This is a genomic window from Streptomyces sp. NBC_00354, from assembly GCF_036106915.1.
Classification (GTDB): domain Bacteria; phylum Actinomycetota; class Actinomycetes; order Streptomycetales; family Streptomycetaceae; genus Streptomyces.
This window is the reverse complement of record NZ_CP107983.1, coordinates 3,206,883-3,221,793: the sequence shown is the minus strand read 5'-3', so window position 1 is coordinate 3,221,793 and position 14,911 is coordinate 3,206,883. Positions and strand designations below refer to the sequence as shown.

Sequence of the window (14,911 nt, the reverse complement as noted above, 5' to 3'; positions counted from 1 at the left end):
CCGTACGCACGCGAGCGAGAGGGGCGCTACCGCCGCACGCGGTAACGCCCCTCTCGCTGTGCCGGCCGCCGGCCGGCCCCTCCGGGTGCTACTTCGCGCGGTCGAAGTCGACCGCGCTGTAGGCGCGCAGCTTCGACAGGCGGTGGGTCGAGTCGATCTGCCGGATCGTGCCCGACTTCGAGCGCATGACCAGCGAGGACGTGGTCGCGGTCTCCGAGCGGTAGTGGACGCCGCGCAGCAGCTCGCCGTCCGTGATGCCGGTGGCGACGAAGAAGACGTTCTCGCCGGACACCAGGTCGTCGGTGTGCAGGACCCGGTCCAGGTCGTGGCCCGCGTCGATGGCCTTCTGGCGCTCGGCCTCGTCCTTCGGCCACAGCTTGCCCTGGATCGTGCCGCCGAGGCACTTGATGGCGCAGGCCGAGATGATGCCCTCGGGGGTGCCGCCGATGCCCAGGAGCAGGTCCACACCGGTGCCCTCGCGCACCGCCATGACCGAGCCCGCGACGTCGCCGTCCGAGATGAACTTGATCCGGGCGCCGGTCTCGCGGATCTCCTTGACGATGCCCTCGTGGCGGGGGCGGTCCAGGATGATCACCGTGACGTCCTCGACGGCCATGTTCTTGGCCTTGGCGACGCGGCGGATGTTCACCGAGACGGGTGCGTTGATGTCGACGAAGTCGGCGGCCTCGGGGCCGGTGACCAGCTTCTCCATGTAGAAGACCGCGGACGGGTCGAACATGGTGCCGCGGTCGGCGGCGGCGAGCACGGCGATGGCGTTCGGCATGCCCTTGGCGTTCAGGGTGGTGCCGTCGATCGGGTCGACGGCGATGTCGACCTCGGCACCGGTGCCGTCGCCGACCCGCTCGCCGTTGAACAGCATCGGGGCTTCGTCCTTCTCGCCCTCGCCGATGACGACGACGCCGTTCATCGAGACGGTGGAGATCAGGGTCCGCATCGCGTTGACCGCGGCGCCGTCGGCGCCGAGCTTGTCGCCGCGCCCGACCCACCGGCCGGCGGCCATCGCGGCGGCCTCGGTCACCCGGACCAGTTCCAGGGCGAGGTTGCGGTCGGGGGCCTCCGGAGAGACTTCGAGCTGGGGCGGCAGGTTGTGCTCGGTCATCGGAGCGCACCTTTCTGTACGGCGACGGCCGGGAAGTGAGGGTGCTGGAACTCTATCGGTACGTCGACAAATTGAGCAGACCGGGTCACGTATGAGCGGAATATCGGTCAGGCGATTGGCCTGAGCGGACATCTTGCGAACGGGGGCGGGCGCCGCGGCCACCCCGGCGGAGATCGCTCCCGGCCATGGGGGACGATGGTGGCGTGGCAGGTATGAAGGGCAAGCAGACGGTCTGGGACATGGTCCGGTCGCTGGCGGTGATCGGTGTCGTCGTCGCGGTGATCTACATCTTCGTCCCACATGACGAGAAGGCCGATCCGACACACGTGGTCGACTACCGGGTGGAGACGATCACCGCCCGGCGCGCGGCGCCGTACCCGGTGGCGGCGCCCGTGGGGCTGCCGGCGGAGTGGCGGGCGACCTCGGTGAGGTTCGACCGCAGGGCCGCGAACGCCTGGCATCTGGGATTCCTGGACCCGCAGGGGCAGTACGTCGCGATCGAGCAGTCCGGCGACGCCTCGGCCAAGCGCGTGGCCGCCCTCACCCAGCAGGCGAAGGCCACCGGGCAGACGCAGCAGGTGGGCGACCTGACCTGGGAGCGCTGGGAGGGCGAGAAGTACGACGCGCTCGTCCGCCAGGAGCAGGGCTACGTCACGGTGGTGGCCGGAACGGCCTCCTTCGAGGGCCTCGGCACGATGGCGGCGGCGCTGGAGTTCAAGCAGGGCGCCGCCCAGTAGTCCGCCGTACGGCCGACAGCCCGCCGTACGGCCGGCAGCCCGCCGTACGGCTAGCAGCCCGCCGTACGGGCGCCGACATGCGGAAAAGGCCGCGCCCCCGGAATCCCGGGGGCGCGGCCTTCTGCGTACCTGCGTGCGGACTCAGACGGTGGTGATGACCTCGTCGAAGCTCAGGCGCGGGCCGCGCGGGTGCCACGCGTCCTCGCCCGGCTTGCCGATGTTGACGACCATCAGGGGGGTGTGGTCGCCGTCCAGGAACTCCTTCTGGACACCGGCGAAGTCCAGGCCGCCCATCGGGCCCGCGGCGAGGCCGGCGGCGCGGATGCCGACGATGAAGTACGCGGCCTGCAGGGCGGCGTTCATCACGGCGGCCTGCTCGCGGACCGGGCGCTCGCTGAAGAAGGCGTCCTTGGCCTGCGGGAAGTGCGGGAGCAGCTGCGGCAGCTCCTCGTGGAACTCGTTGTCCGCGGAGAGGATCGCGACGAGCGGCGCGGCGGCGGTCTTCGCCTGGTTGCCCTCCATCATCAGGTTCACCAGGCGCTCGCGGGCCTCGGGGGAGCGGACCAGCGTGATGCGCAGCGGGGTCGAGTTGAAGGCGGTGGGGCCGTACTTGACCAGGTCGTAGATCGCCTGGACCTGCTCCTCGGTCACCGGCTCGTCGGAGAACGAGTTGGCGGTGCGGGCCTCGCGGAACAGCAGGTCCTGAGCGGCGGAGTCAAGAACGAGAGACATCGGAAAGCCTTCTTCCATACGGAGGTGAAGCGATGTCCCGACATTAAGCCAAAAGTTGTATAACTTTCAACTAAATCGGCGTCGAGGTGACTCGGATCACGTTTGGCCTCGCGTTCGGCCCGGCCTCAGGCGCCCCGCTCGTCACTCCCGCCACCCCCGTCGGCCCCCGCTTCGCGGGCTGCCAGTGCCGAGTCGAGCCGGGCGCGGGCCCCTTCCAGCCAGTGCCGGCAGACCTTCGCGAGCTCTTCGCCGCGCTCCCAGAGCGCGAGGGAGTCCTCGAGGGAGGTGCCGCCGGCCTCCAGCTTGCGGACGACCTCGATGAGCTCGTCCCGGGCCTGCTCGTACCCCAACGAGGTATCGGTTTCAGTCATTCCCGTCCCACCTTGTGTGTGTGCAGTGCATCGAATATTCGGTGCGGGGCGCGCGGCTCACTCGCCGGGCTGCCCGGCGTCCGGTGCGACCCGTACGGAGAACTCGCCCTCCGCCACCCGCGCGCGCAGCACCTCGTCCGCCGAGACGTCCTGCGGCGAGCGCACCACGTGCCCGTCCGCCCGCTGCAGTACGGCGTACCCGCGCTCCAGCGTCGCCGCCGGGGACAGCGCCACCACCCGGGCCAGTGTGTGCGCGAGCTCCGAATCCGCCCGGTCCAGCAGGTGCCCGAGGGTGCGCCGGGTGCGGCCCAGCAGGGCCTCCAGCTCGGCCTCGCGGGTCTCCACCATCCGCTGCGGATGGACGAAGACCGGCCGGGCGAGCGCGTGAGCGAGGCCCCGCTCCTCCCGGTCGAGCAGCCCGCGCACCGCCCGGAGCCCCCGGCCCTGCAGCTGGCGTACCCGCTCCAGCTCCTCGCCGACGTCCGGGACCACCTTCTTCGCGGCGTCCGTGGGTGTGGAGGCCCGCAGGTCCGCGACCAGGTCCAGGAGCGGGGAGTCCGGCTCGTGCCCGATCGCCGAGACCACCGGGGTACGGGCCGCCGCGACCGTCCTTACGACCTCCTCGTCGGAGAACGGCAGCAGGTCCTCCACGCTGCCGCCGCCGCGCGCCACGATGATCACGTCGACCTCGTCCAGGGCGTCGAGCTCCTTGACCGCCCGGATCACCTGCGGCACCGCGTTCACCCCCTGGACGGCGACGTTCCGCACCTCGAAGCGGACCGCCGGCCAGCGCCGCCGGGCGTTCTCCAGTACGTCGCGCTCGGCCGCCGAGGCCCGCCCGACCACCAGCCCGATCAGCTGCGGCAGGAAGGGCAGCGGCTTCTTGCGGTCCAGCGCGAACAGGCCCTCGGAGGCGAGCGACCGCTTGAGCTTCTCCAGCCGGGCGAGCAGCTCGCCGATTCCGACGGGCCGTATCTCGGTGGCCCGCAGCGACAGCTGCCCGCGCGGGGCGTACCACTCCGGCTTGGCCAGGACGACGACCCGCGCGCCCTCCGTCACCGCGTCCGCGACCTCGTCGAAGACCTGGCGGTAGCAGGTCACGCTGAGCGAGATGTCGTGCGAGGGGTCGCGCAGCGTCAGGAAGACCACCCCCGCCCCCGGCCGCCGCGAGAGCTGCGTGATCTGCCCTTCCACCCACACCTGGCCGAGCCGGTCGATCCAGCCCCCGATGAGCCGGGACACCTGGCCGACCGGCAGCGGCGCGTCAGCCGACGTATTCAGACCCATGCACGAAGGCTAGCCGCCCGGGCTGACAGCGTCTCAGGGACCGGTGATGGTGTCGTGTCCCGGGTCCGGTGACGGTGTTGTGTCCGGGTCCGGTGAGGGTGTCGTGTCTCAGCGTCCGGTGTCGGCGTCCGGCCGCCGGCCGCGCTGGACGAAGAGCACCCCCAGGCCCACCGCCAGCCACACCGCCCCCACCACCTGAGCCGTCCAGGACGCCTCGACGATCACCGTCACGGTCACCGCCGCGCCGAGCACCGGGACCACCAGGTGCTTCCACCAGTTCGGGCTCCCCGCCCCGCGCCGCACCACGAACCAGCCCACCACCGAGGCGTGCAGCAGCGTGAACGCCACCAGCGCGCCGACGTCCACCACCGAGACCAGCTGGTCGAGCCCGTCGTCGCGGCGGGCCGCCCACACCGCCGCGACCAGCGTGATCGTCGCCGCCACCAGCAGGGCCGGCCGAGGCGTCCCGTCCGAGGTCCGCGCGAGCGCCCCCGGCAGCCGCCGCTCCCGGGCCATCGCGAACACCAGCCGGCCCGCCGCCGCCTGCCCGGCCAGTGCCGCGAACGCCGCCCCGATCGCCTTGCTGACCGCGACCAGGTCGTGCAGCCAGGGGCCGACCGAGGAGTCCACCGCGTTGTAGAAGGCCGGCCCCTGCTGCGCCGGCTCGGCCGCCAGCTCCGCCGAGGACACCGGCATCAGCAGCGCCGCCAGGTAGCTCTGTCCGATGAACAGCACCCCGGCCAGCGCCAGGCAGAACAGCACCGCGTGCGCCACCCGCGCCGAGCCTCCCGTCACCTCCTCCGCGAACGAGACGATCGCGTCGAAGCCGAGGTAGGAGAGCACCGCCACCGACACCGCGCCCAGGACGGCCGTCAGGGAGAAGGCCGGCGTGCCGTCCCCGGTCAGCGGCGAGAGCCAGCCGCGCTGCGCCCCGTCCCGGACCAGCACCGTCACCGCGGCCACCACGAACACCAGCAGCACCGCGATCTCCATGGCCAGCACGGCGAAGCCCACGCGCGCGGCCGCCCGTACGCCCCACAGGTTCAGCCCGGTGGTCACCAGCACGGCCAGCGCCGTCCACACCCACCGGGAGACCTCCGGGACCAGCGCGTTCATCGCGATCCCGGAGAAGAGGTACGCGACCGCCGGGATCAGCAGGTAGTCGAGCATCGCCATCCAGCCGGCGATCAGCCCGGGCCCCTCGCCGAGCCCCTTGCGCGCGTACGTGAACACCGAGCCGGCCTGCGGGGCCACCCGGACCATCTGCGCGTACGAGAACGCCGTGAAGGCCATCGCGATCGTCGCGAAGACGTAGACGAGGGCGACGGCGCCGTGCGATTTCGCGTCCAGGGCGCCGAAGACCCCGACCGGGGCCATGGGGGCGATGAAGAGGAGCCCGTACACGACCAGGTCCCGGAATCCGAGGCTCCGCCGGAGGGCCGGCTTCGGGGCCGTACCGGGCTCCGTGACGGACGCCATCATTCCTCCGGGGGGCGGTCGGTTCTCACGTTCGACCCAGTCTGTGCCGAATGGGCGACGCCGGGCCTCTTGGAGACCCCCGTACGATGGACCGCATGACTGCTGCCGCACCTGCTCCCGCTTCCCGACGCGTCCTGCTCGCCGCCCCGCGCGGCTACTGCGCGGGCGTGGACCGAGCCGTGATCGCCGTCGAGAAGGCCCTCGAGCAGTACGGTGCGCCGGTCTACGTCCGGCACGAGATCGTGCACAACAAGTACGTCGTCCAGACGCTGGAGAAGAAGGGCGCCATCTTCGTCGAGCGGACGGAAGAGGTGCCCGAGGGCTCCATCGTGATGTTCTCCGCGCACGGTGTGGCGCCGGTGGTGCACGAGGAGGCGGCGGCCGGCAAGCTCGCGACGATCGACGCGACCTGCCCGCTGGTCACCAAGGTGCACAAGGAAGCCATCCGGTACGCGAACGAGGACTTCGACATCCTCCTCATCGGCCACGAAGGCCACGAAGAGGTCATCGGGACCTCCGGCGAGGCCCCGGACCACATCACGATCGTGGACGGCCCGGACGACGTGGACAAGGTCGTCGTGCGCGACGAGTCGAAGGTCGTCTGGCTCTCGCAGACCACCCTCTCGGTCGACGAGACCATGGAGACGGTCGACGCGCTGAAGACCAAGTTCCCGCTGCTGGTCTCGCCGCCGAGCGACGACATCTGCTACGCCACCTCGAACCGCCAGGCCGCGGTCAAGGTGATGGGCGCCGACTCCGACCTCGTCATCGTCGTCGGCTCCAAGAACTCCTCGAACTCGATCCGGCTGGTCGAGGTCGCCCTCGACGCGGGCGCTCGCGCCGCGTACCTCGTCGACTTCGCGAGCGAGATCGACGAGGCCTGGCTGGAGGGCGTCACCACGGTCGGCCTGACCTCGGGCGCCTCGGTGCCGGAGGTGCTGGTCGAGGAGGTCCTGGAGTGGCTGGCCGCGCGCGGCTTCGAAGACGTGGAGATCGTCAAGACCGCCGAGGAGTCGATCGTCTTCTCGCTGCCGAAGGAGCTGCGCCGCGACCTGCGCGCGGAAGCGGCCGCGCTGGTCGCCGAGAAGTAGGCCCCTGCCCGCGAAGTTCCCTACGGTGTTTCCATGCAGATCTTCGGCGTGGACATCGGTGGTTCCGGGATCAAGGGCGCTCCCGCGGACCTGGACCGTGGCGAGCTGGCGCAGGAGCGTCACAAGGTACTGACACCGCAGCCGGCCACCCCCGACGGGGTGGCCGGCTGTGTCGTCGAGGTGGTGCGCCACTTCGACTGGGACGGCCCGGTGGGAGTGACGTTCCCGGGCGTCGTCACGGGGGGCGTCACCCGCACGGCGGCCAACATGGACAGCGCGTGGATCGGCGTCGACACGGCGACCCTGCTGTCGCAGCGGCTCGGCGGCCAGCCCGTCACCGTCCTCAACGACGCGGACGCCGCCGGGATCGCGGAGATGACGTACGGCGCGGGCCGGGGCCGCGACGGCACGGTGATCATGCTGACGCTGGGCACCGGCATCGGCAGCGCGCTGTTCACGGACGGCCGGCTGGTTCCGAACTCGGAGCTCGGCCACCTGGAGCTGAAGGGCCACGACGCGGAGAAGCGGGCGTCGGTCAAGGCCAAGGAGGACGGGGAGCTCACCTGGGAGCGCTGGGCGCACCGGGTGCAGAGGTATCTGGAGCACGTGGAGATGCTCTTCTCCCCGGACCTGTTCATCATCGGCGGCGGCGTCAGCCGCAAGCCGGAGAAGTTCCTTCCGCTGATCCAGGACGTCCGGGCCGAGATCGTCCCGGCCAAGCTCCAGAACAACGCGGGCATCGTGGGGGCGGCGATGGCGGCGAGGGGATCGAGCAGTTAGGCGGCTGCGCTAGGCCGTACGGCGGGGGAGTCTACGCCGGGAGATGAGCACGGCCTTCCGTACGACGACGATCAGCGCGGAGATCAGGGTCCCCCCGTACAGCCAGCCGGCGTGCAGCGACAGGGCGGACACGATGCCCATGAGCTCTGCGCCGAAGCCGCCCGAGCCGCCGGTGATGGGCCAGACCCCGACGGCGAAGGCGATCGGCGCGGAGATCGGCGCGGTGATCAGGTCGGCGGGGCGCACCCAGAGGGCGGTGGCGGCCGCGACGGGCAGGAAGAGCAGTCCGTACGCGAGCAGCGAGCCGCCGAAGAGCAGCCAGGCGATCCCGGCGACCAGGGTCATCGCGACGCACGCGAACAGCCCGCCGCCGAGCCCGGTCAGCCGGGCCCGCGGCAGCCGCCGGGCGGGCGCGGGCTGCGGGCGGCCGCCCTGGGCGGGCACCCCGCCGATGGGCGGGGCGGCCGGGCGCCGCGGCTGCTGCCGCTCCGGCTGCTGTCGCTGCGGGTGATCCGCCGAACGCGTCCTGTATTGCTCCACCCCACCAAGCTAGGCGGGCCGAGCGCGGTATCGGGGTGGGGACACGCGTACAACGACTGCCACTCATCGGAAAGTAAACTGTCCGGTGGCCCACTCCCGGGCCGCCGCCCCCTCCAGCTACGGGAAGTCGCCAACGTGTCGCTCACGATCGGAATCGTCGGCCTGCCGAATGTCGGCAAGTCGACCCTGTTCAACGCCCTGACCAAGAACGACGTGCTGGCGGCCAACTACCCGTTCGCCACCATCGAGCCGAACGTCGGCGTCGTCGGCGTCCCGGACCCGCGCCTGGCCGTCCTCGCCGGGATCTTCGGCTCGCAGCGCATCCTCCCGGCGACGGTCGACTTCGTCGACATCGCGGGCATCGTCCGCGGCGCCTCGGAGGGTGAGGGCCTGGGCAACAAGTTCCTCGCGAACATCCGTGAGTCGGACGCGATCTGCCAGGTCATCCGTGCCTTCAAGGACGAGAACGTCGTGCACGTCGACGGCAAGGTCTCGCCGAAGGACGACATCGAGACGATCAACACCGAGCTGATCCTCGCCGACCTCCAGTCCATCGAGAAGGCCGAGCCCCGCCTGACGAAGGAGTCCCGCCTCCAGAAGGAGAAGGTCGCGGTCCTCGCGGCCGTCGTCGAAGCCAAGAAGATCCTCGAGGCCGGCGACACCCTGTTCTCCAAGGGCATCACCAAGGGCACGGAGCAGGGCGACCTCCTCCACGAGCTGCACCTGCTGACCACGAAGCCGTTCCTCTACGTCTTCAACGTGGACGAGGACGAGCTGGTGGACGACGCCTTCAAGGCGGAGCAGAGCGCGCTGGTCGCCCCGGCGGAGGCGATCTTCCTGAACGCCAAGCTGGAGCAGGACCTCTCCGAGCTGGACGACGAGGAGGCCCTCGAGCTCCTCCAGTCGGTCGGCCAGGAGGAGCCCGGCCTGGCCACCCTCGGCCGCGTCGGCTTCGCCACCCTGGGCCTCCAGACGTACCTGACGGCCGGCCCGAAGGAAACCCGCGCCTGGACCATCAAGCAGGGCGCCACGGCCCCCGAGGCGGCCGGCGTGATCCACACCGACTTCCAGCGCGGCTTCATCAAGGCCGAGGTCATCTCCTTCGCGGACCTGGTCGCCTGCGGCTCGGTGGCCGAGGCCCGCGCCAAGGGCAAGGCCCGCATGGAGGGCAAGGACTACGTCATGCAGGACGGCGACGTGGTCGAGTTCCGCTTCAACGTGTAGTCGTGTCGTTACTGCATGTGAGATGACTTCGTCAAATGTGCAGGTCAGAAGGGGTCGGACTCTGGTGAGTCCGACCCCTTCTGCATTCCCGTGCTGACTTGGTGCTGACTTTCAGCTGCTTCGGGGCGGCGTGAGCTTGTCGAGGTCCAGGCTGACTTCGAAGGGCACCGGGCGCTGGAGGGTGCCCCGGAAGATCCCGGCGGGCGCGTATGCGCCGGTGGGTTCGTCGAGCTCGTAGACGTGGACGACGGGTGCCCCGTCTTCGTCCTCGATGCACCAGTAGTGCGGGATGCCGGCCTCCGCGTACTTGCGGAGCTTTACTGTGCGATCGCGATGGGCGGACTCGGGGGAGACGACCTCGATGACGAGCTGGACGTCCTCTGGTGCGAACCAGGTGCGGTCACCGTCGAAGTCGGCCGTCGTCACCAGCAGGTCCGGTTCGGGACGGTTGCGCGGGTCGAGCTTGATGGTCATCTCGCGGCCGACTCTGGCGTCGGCGGGCGCCTGTTCCATGAGTGCGACCGTGAGCATGGTGACGAGGTGGCCATGCCACCACCTCTGGGGCGACATCATGAAGACGAGGGCTCCGTCGATCAGCTCGGTGTGGCGGGGCGCCTCGGGGAGGCGGTCGAGGTCCTCCGCGAACCAGCCTTCCGCGCGCGGCGGGCGCATCCAGTCGGGCAGTGCGGTCATGGCTTCACGGTAGCGGCCTGAAGCTCAGGCTGGAGAGCCAACGATCTCGGCCGGATGATTTTCGGGACCTTTCCACGCTGTAACCACCCACCTGCCTAGCATCCGGTCATGAGCGACTCAGCGGTTCAGATCGCCACGGTGGTCATTTCCGTGGCGGCTCTCGTCTTCTCCACTACGGCCGCGTTTTGGGCTCTCGTCTACAACCGGCGTCAGGCGAGGGCGGTTGCCCAGGCCAACGCCCTCACGGAGAAGGCTCAACAGGGGCAGGCGGAACCGTACGTCATCGTCGACATCAGGCCCCGCATCCCTGGTTCGTCATTGCTTGTGCTGGTGATCGAGAACATCGGCCAGACGTTGGCCCGCAACGTACGCATCTCGGTGAGTCCTCCGCTCCAGACCACTCTGGGGGCCGAGCGGGCCGAAACCCTCAACCGTGCTGTTGGTCGGCGCATCGCGACCCTTCCTCCCAAGCGCCGCATCCCCTTCGTCATGGATGTGGGCCATCAACTCTTCTCCTCGGAGCTGCCCAAGGTCTACGAGTTCCGGGTGGAGTCGGACGGACCCTTCGGTCGCGTGGACCCGCTCACCTACACGGTGGATCTCGAAGCTCTCAGGGACAGTGCCCTTGAGACTGATTCGACGGAGTGGAGTGCGCACCAGATCGCCAAGCACCTCAAGAGAAGTGCCGATGCGCAGGAGGGGCAGTCGCGCTCCGTCGAAGCACTGAGCCGTCAGATCCAGAGGGCACTGGAACGTCCGAACCCGGAACACGGGGCGGACATTGAGGGCGCTGGCTCGTTGGAGTCCGCCGTCCAGCAGATCCCCATGGAGCCGCTGGGTGATGGCGGTGCTCTCACGTGATGGATGACGTAATCCCGTGCTGACTTGGCCCGCTCAGAACCATGTTTTCGCAGGTGAGAGCCCTGTAATGCACGTTCCGCTTCAACGTCTGAGTGGATGAAATAACGCCACGTCGCTGACGTGGCAAACATGCAGGTCAGAAGGGGTCGACTCCGCCGAGAGTCGGCCCCTTGTTGTTTCCCGTGCCGGGATATGCGCCCGCCGCGCTTGTGGGTGCTTGCCCGCAAATGGGGACGGGGGTGGGGGCGGGCGGAGAGCCTCGTTGACGGGTGGATCTTGGTGAGTAGGGTCACGGAGCGCGCGCGGTCTCGACAGCAGACCCGGGGGAGCGTCGGCGCTCGGGAGGCTCAGGCCGTGACCAGATGGCGATTCCGCACGAGGCTGTGGACCGCAGTGACCGCCACGAGCCTGCTCCTGGCTCTGGCGCCGGGCCTGGCCGCCGCCGCGCCGCCGGGTGTCGACGACCCCGCCGATCCGACCGTACGGCGCGACCCCGCGACCGGGCACGCCCGGATGATCTTCAACTCCGGCGGTTATCTGACGCCGCCCTCCAAGCGGGCTCCCGAGCACGTCGCACTTGCCTACGTGCGTGACCATCGGGGGGAGTTCGGGCTCACCGCCGAGCAGGCCGCGCAGCTCGTCGTCGTCTCCACGTACCCCACGAAGCACAACGGGGCCCAGCAGGTGACGATCGGTCAGAGCATCGACGGCATGCGCGTACACGGCGGGCTCCTCACCGCCACCGTCGACAAGCGCGGCCGCCTCGTCATCCTCGGCGGCGCCGTCGTGACCGCCGAGCCGGCCGGCAGCGTAGAGCTGACGGCGAAGCAGGCCCTCGACCACGCGGCCGAGGCGCAGGGCGCCAGGGCGCAGCACGAGCTGACGGGAACGGACAACCGCGACAAGGGCAAGCAGAAGTTCAAGAACGTCTACGCCAAGAGGCTCACGAAGCCCAACGACGTGACCGCCGAGCTGGTGTGGTTCCCCACCGACTCCGGCCGCGAGCTGCGCCCGGCCTGGCTCACCGACATCGAGGTCTCGGGTACGTCCTGGTACCAGACGGTGGTCGACGCCGCCGACGGCCGGCTGCTGAGCCGCGAGAGCCGGTACCACCACGCCGGCCCCGAAGGGACCGTCTTCACGGCGCAGCACCCGGACGCCGCCGGCGCCGCCCGTACGGTCACGCCCTTCACCGGGCGCGACGGCTCCTGGGTGGCGGACCGGCTGACCCAGGGCAACAACGCCAACGCGTACCGGGACGAGGACGGCGACAACACGGTGCCGGACACCGGGAACGACGCGCTGCGCCCGCAGTCCCCGGCCAGTGGCGACCCCGCCTTCCAGCACTTCAACTACACGTTCAGCGCCACCTGGCGCACCAACGCCACCGCGACGCAGGCCAACCTCGACGCGGACGTGAACCCCGTCGTCACGCAGCTCTTCTACTACACCAACGTGATGCACGACTACCTCTACAACCTGGGGTTCGACGAGGCGTCGCGGAACTTCCAGGTCGACAACTTCGGTCGCGGCGGCTCGGGCAACGACCCGGTGCTGGCCGAGGCGCAGGACGGCTGGGACTTCGACTGCCTGGACAGCAGCACGCCGCCGAACGCGATCCGGTGCACGAACAACGCCAACTTCGGCACCCCCGGGGACGGCGCCAGCCCGCGCATGCAGATGTACATGTGGCAGCCGCCGGGCCGGCCGTGGCGTGACGGTTCGCTCGACGGCGACGTCATCGCGCACGAGTACGGGCACGGCGTGTCCAACCGCCTCGTCGGCGGCGGCAACCTCGGCGGCGGTGCCCAGACCGGCGCCCTCGGGGAGGGCTGGAGCGACGCGATCTCCTTCCTCAAGTGGGGCGACGCGACGGTCGGCGAGTACGTCACCGGCAACACCGCCACCGGCATCCGCACGCAGGCGTACGACACGTCCACCGAGAAGTGGGGAACGTTCCGCCCGGCCCGCGGCGTGCACCGCAACGGTGAGATCTGGGCCGCGACGATGTACGACATCCGCGAGGCGAAGGGCGTCGCGTTCACCCAGCAGCTCGTCATCGACGGCATGAAGAACACCGTCACCGCGCCGAGCTACCTCGACGCCCGCGACGGCATCCTGGCCGCCGACATGACCAACAACGCGGGCGCGAACCAGTGCCTGCTGTGGCGGGTCTTCGCCGGCCGCGGCATGGGCACGGGCGCCGCGTCGAGCGCGGACCAGAACACCGTGACGGCCGACGAGACCGTCCCCGCCGCCTGCCTGCCGACCGCGAACGCGGGCGGCCCGTACACGACGGGCGAGGGTACGGACGTCACGCTCAGCGCCGCCGGCTCCGCGAAGGGGAGCGCGCCCTCGGCCGGGAACCTGACGACGTACGCCTGGGACCTCGACAACGACGGGCAGTACGACGATGCCACCGGGGTCGGCACCACCTTCAGTCAGGTGGGCCAGGACCGCGTCTTCACCATCGGACTCCGGGTGACGGACAGCGCCGGGAACACCGACACCGACTCGACGACGGTCACCGTCGAGAACATCGCGCCGGCCGTGTCCCTGCAGCCGGTGCCCCCGGCCGGGGAGAACACCCCGGTCACCCTGACGGGCGGCATCAGCGACCCGGGCTGGCTCGACCCGCTGACCGCCACGGTCGACTGGGGTGACGGAGCGGGCCCGCAGGCGCTGGCCGGCACGCTGGAGAACGTACGTCCCGACGCGACGCTGAGCTTCGCCGTGGCGCACACGTACGGGGACGACGGGACCTTCACGATCGAGGTCTGCGGCAGTGACGACGCCACGAGCACCTGCCGGTCGGCCGACGCGGCGATCACCAACACCGACCCGACCGCGGCCTTCTCGGCCGACGGGCAGACGCCGTACAACGGGCAGAAGGCCTTCATCGCCCACGCCGGCGCGCCGGTCGCCGTGAAGGGCACGTCGAGCGACCCCGGAAGCGACGACCTGAGCCTGACGTGGCTGTGGGGGGACGGGGCCTCGGACAACCTGGTCTCGCTGGTGAACCCGCCGGCCACCGACCCGGACCCGAGCCCCTCGATCCAGCCGCGCAACGTGACGGCGACGAAGTCGCACGCGTACCCGGCCGCCTGCCTGTCCACGCTGACCTTCACCGGCCAGGACGACGGCGCCGCCGCCTCCGACACGGCGGCCGTCATCACCACCGGCAATGCACTGCGGGCGCGCAACCAGGCGTTCTGGATGGGCGAGTACGACGGGCGGGCACCGAACCAGTTCATGCTGGCCCAGCGGGCCTGCCTGCTGAGCGTGGCCTCGTTCATGAGCGCGGTCTACGGGCCGCTGACCGAGGCCCAGGCGTACGCGATCCTGAGCTCGGGCTCCCCGCAGCCGAGGCCGCTGGTGTCCCAGCAGCTGCTCGCGGCGTGGCTCAACTTCGCGAACGGGTCGTACGACCTGGCCACGCCGGTGGACACCAACGGCGACCGGAAGACGGACTCGACCTTCGGGGCGGCGATGGCCCGCGCCGAGGCCGTCTACAACAACCCGGCGTCGACGCGGAACCAGCTGCTGTCCCAGGTCGACGTCCTCCTGCGGTTCAACGTGCGTGACGGTGGCTGACCGACGCCTGGTGTGCCTCGCCGCCCTCGCGCTCTTCACCGGGTGCGGGGGCGGCCGGGTGCGTCCGACGGCGAACGAGTCGCGTGACCCGGGCGGTACGGGCGCCACGGGAGCCGGCGCACCGACGCCGGCGCAGGGCCGCGTACTCACCGGGGCCGACGACGGCTTCACGGGGCGGCTCGAGGTCGGCCAGACGGCCCGGCTCCGGCTCCCCCTCCCGGAGGGCGGCCCGGAACCCACCGCTCAGGGCGAGTCGGTCCTGCTGATCCCCGTCAGCAACGTGACGGCCACGGGCCACCGGGAATGGGAACTGCGCGCGGTCCGCGAGGGCACCACCCACATCTCCGTCCCCCGCCCCGCCACCTCCCCGGCCACGCTGACCTTCGTGGTCCCGTGAGCCGA

14 protein-coding genes are annotated in these 14,911 nt (G+C 70.5%); 7 read left to right on the top strand and 7 right to left on the bottom strand.

Features of this window, described 5'->3' with window-relative positions:
• Positions 1 to 88 precede the first annotated feature (88 nt).
• Positions 89 to 1,120 (bottom strand): class II fructose-bisphosphatase, encoded by a 1,032-nt coding sequence (gene glpX / locus OHT74_RS14170; RefSeq protein ID WP_266625948.1) that lies wholly within the window; start codon positions 1,118 to 1,120, stop codon positions 89 to 91.
• 212 nt (positions 1,121 to 1,332) lie between these two features.
• Here glpX and OHT74_RS14165 point away from each other — a divergent pair, with 212 nt between their 5' ends.
• Complete coding sequence (locus OHT74_RS14165; protein ID WP_328623316.1) at positions 1,333 to 1,857, top strand: DUF4245 domain-containing protein; 525 nt, start codon at positions 1,333 to 1,335, stop codon at positions 1,855 to 1,857.
• A gap of 141 nt (positions 1,858 to 1,998) precedes the next feature.
• Here OHT74_RS14165 and OHT74_RS14160 read toward each other — a convergent pair whose 3' ends face one another.
• The 4 genes from OHT74_RS14160 to OHT74_RS14145 all read right to left on the bottom strand — a co-directional run bounded on the left by OHT74_RS14160 (position 1,999) and on the right by OHT74_RS14145 (position 5,726).
• Positions 1,999 to 2,589 carry a malonic semialdehyde reductase gene (locus OHT74_RS14160; protein ID WP_266664201.1) on the bottom strand — a complete coding sequence of 197 codons (591 nt, stop codon included), beginning with the start codon at positions 2,587 to 2,589 and terminating at the stop codon, positions 1,999 to 2,001.
• A 125-nt stretch (positions 2,590 to 2,714) separates the two neighbouring features.
• Positions 2,715 to 2,960 (bottom strand): exodeoxyribonuclease VII small subunit, encoded by a 246-nt coding sequence (locus OHT74_RS14155; RefSeq protein ID WP_328620406.1) that lies wholly within the window; start codon positions 2,958 to 2,960, stop codon positions 2,715 to 2,717.
• A 57-nt stretch (positions 2,961 to 3,017) separates the two neighbouring features.
• Positions 3,018 to 4,247, bottom strand: coding sequence for an exodeoxyribonuclease VII large subunit (gene xseA / locus OHT74_RS14150; RefSeq protein ID WP_328620405.1), 1,230 nt, complete (start codon positions 4,245 to 4,247; stop codon positions 3,018 to 3,020).
• A 108-nt stretch (positions 4,248 to 4,355) separates the two neighbouring features.
• Positions 4,356 to 5,726: an APC family permease gene (locus OHT74_RS14145; RefSeq protein WP_328623315.1), complete on the bottom strand. Its 1,371-nt coding sequence runs from the start codon at positions 5,724 to 5,726 to the stop codon at positions 4,356 to 4,358.
• Between the two features lie 86 nt (positions 5,727 to 5,812).
• Between OHT74_RS14145 and OHT74_RS14140 the strand changes: the two genes are divergently transcribed.
• Both OHT74_RS14140 and ppgK read left to right on the top strand, forming a co-directional pair.
• Complete coding sequence (locus OHT74_RS14140; protein WP_266664193.1) at positions 5,813 to 6,817, top strand: 4-hydroxy-3-methylbut-2-enyl diphosphate reductase; 1,005 nt, start codon at positions 5,813 to 5,815, stop codon at positions 6,815 to 6,817.
• A gap of 33 nt (positions 6,818 to 6,850) precedes the next feature.
• Positions 6,851 to 7,597, top strand: a complete 747-nt coding sequence (gene ppgK / locus OHT74_RS14135; protein WP_266664191.1) for a polyphosphate--glucose phosphotransferase — start codon at positions 6,851 to 6,853, stop codon at positions 7,595 to 7,597.
• Positions 7,598 to 7,606: 9 nt separating this feature from the next.
• Here ppgK and OHT74_RS14130 read toward each other — a convergent pair whose 3' ends face one another.
• Complete coding sequence (locus OHT74_RS14130; RefSeq protein WP_266664189.1) at positions 7,607 to 8,137, bottom strand: DUF6542 domain-containing protein; 531 nt, start codon at positions 8,135 to 8,137, stop codon at positions 7,607 to 7,609.
• 135 nt (positions 8,138 to 8,272) lie between these two features.
• Between OHT74_RS14130 and ychF the strand changes: the two genes are divergently transcribed.
• A complete protein-coding gene (gene ychF / locus OHT74_RS14125) occupies positions 8,273 to 9,361 on the top strand; it encodes a redox-regulated ATPase YchF (RefSeq protein ID WP_266625934.1) in 1,089 nt (362 codons plus the stop codon).
• A 111-nt stretch (positions 9,362 to 9,472) separates the two neighbouring features.
• Here the strand turns inward: ychF and OHT74_RS14120 are convergent, their stop codons facing one another.
• Positions 9,473 to 10,054 (bottom strand): Uma2 family endonuclease, encoded by a 582-nt coding sequence (locus OHT74_RS14120; protein WP_328620404.1) that lies wholly within the window; start codon positions 10,052 to 10,054, stop codon positions 9,473 to 9,475.
• A gap of 108 nt (positions 10,055 to 10,162) precedes the next feature.
• Between OHT74_RS14120 and OHT74_RS14115 the strand changes: the two genes are divergently transcribed.
• The 3 genes from OHT74_RS14115 to OHT74_RS14105 all read left to right on the top strand — a co-directional run bounded on the left by OHT74_RS14115 (position 10,163) and on the right by OHT74_RS14105 (position 14,906).
• On the top strand, positions 10,163 to 10,915 hold the full coding sequence (locus tag OHT74_RS14115; RefSeq protein ID WP_328620403.1) for a hypothetical protein: 753 nt from the start codon (positions 10,163 to 10,165) through the stop codon (positions 10,913 to 10,915).
• 354 nt (positions 10,916 to 11,269) lie between these two features.
• The gene (locus tag OHT74_RS14110) at positions 11,270 to 14,509 is read left to right on the top strand and encodes a M36 family metallopeptidase (RefSeq protein WP_328620402.1); all 3,240 of its coding nucleotides are present in this window, start codon (positions 11,270 to 11,272) and stop codon (positions 14,507 to 14,509) included.
• On the top strand, positions 14,502 to 14,906 hold the full coding sequence (locus OHT74_RS14105; protein WP_328620401.1) for a hypothetical protein: 405 nt from the start codon (positions 14,502 to 14,504) through the stop codon (positions 14,904 to 14,906). Before OHT74_RS14110 ends, OHT74_RS14105 begins: the two co-directional genes overlap by 8 nt.
• Positions 14,907 to 14,911 lie beyond the last annotated feature (5 nt).

Coding starts and splice junctions, on each gene's coding strand:
- glpX (WP_266625948.1), bottom strand. CDS start 1,120: ATGACCGAGCACAACCTGCCGCCCCAGCTCGAAGTCTCTCCGGAGGCC.
- OHT74_RS14165 (WP_328623316.1), top strand. CDS start 1,333: ATGAAGGGCAAGCAGACGGTCTGGGACATGGTCCGGTCGCTGGCGGTG.
- OHT74_RS14160 (WP_266664201.1), bottom strand. CDS start 2,589: ATGTCTCTCGTTCTTGACTCCGCCGCTCAGGACCTGCTGTTCCGCGAG.
- OHT74_RS14155 (WP_328620406.1), bottom strand. CDS start 2,960: ATGACTGAAACCGATACCTCGTTGGGGTACGAGCAGGCCCGGGACGAG.
- xseA (WP_328620405.1), bottom strand. CDS start 4,247: ATGGGTCTGAATACGTCGGCTGACGCGCCGCTGCCGGTCGGCCAGGTG.
- OHT74_RS14145 (WP_328623315.1), bottom strand. CDS start 5,726: ATGGCGTCCGTCACGGAGCCCGGTACGGCCCCGAAGCCGGCCCTCCGG.
- OHT74_RS14140 (WP_266664193.1), top strand. CDS start 5,813: ATGGACCGCATGACTGCTGCCGCACCTGCTCCCGCTTCCCGACGCGTC.
- ppgK (WP_266664191.1), top strand. CDS start 6,851: ATGCAGATCTTCGGCGTGGACATCGGTGGTTCCGGGATCAAGGGCGCT.
- OHT74_RS14120 (WP_328620404.1), bottom strand. CDS start 10,054: ATGACCGCACTGCCCGACTGGATGCGCCCGCCGCGCGCGGAAGGCTGG.
- OHT74_RS14115 (WP_328620403.1), top strand. CDS start 10,163: ATGAGCGACTCAGCGGTTCAGATCGCCACGGTGGTCATTTCCGTGGCG.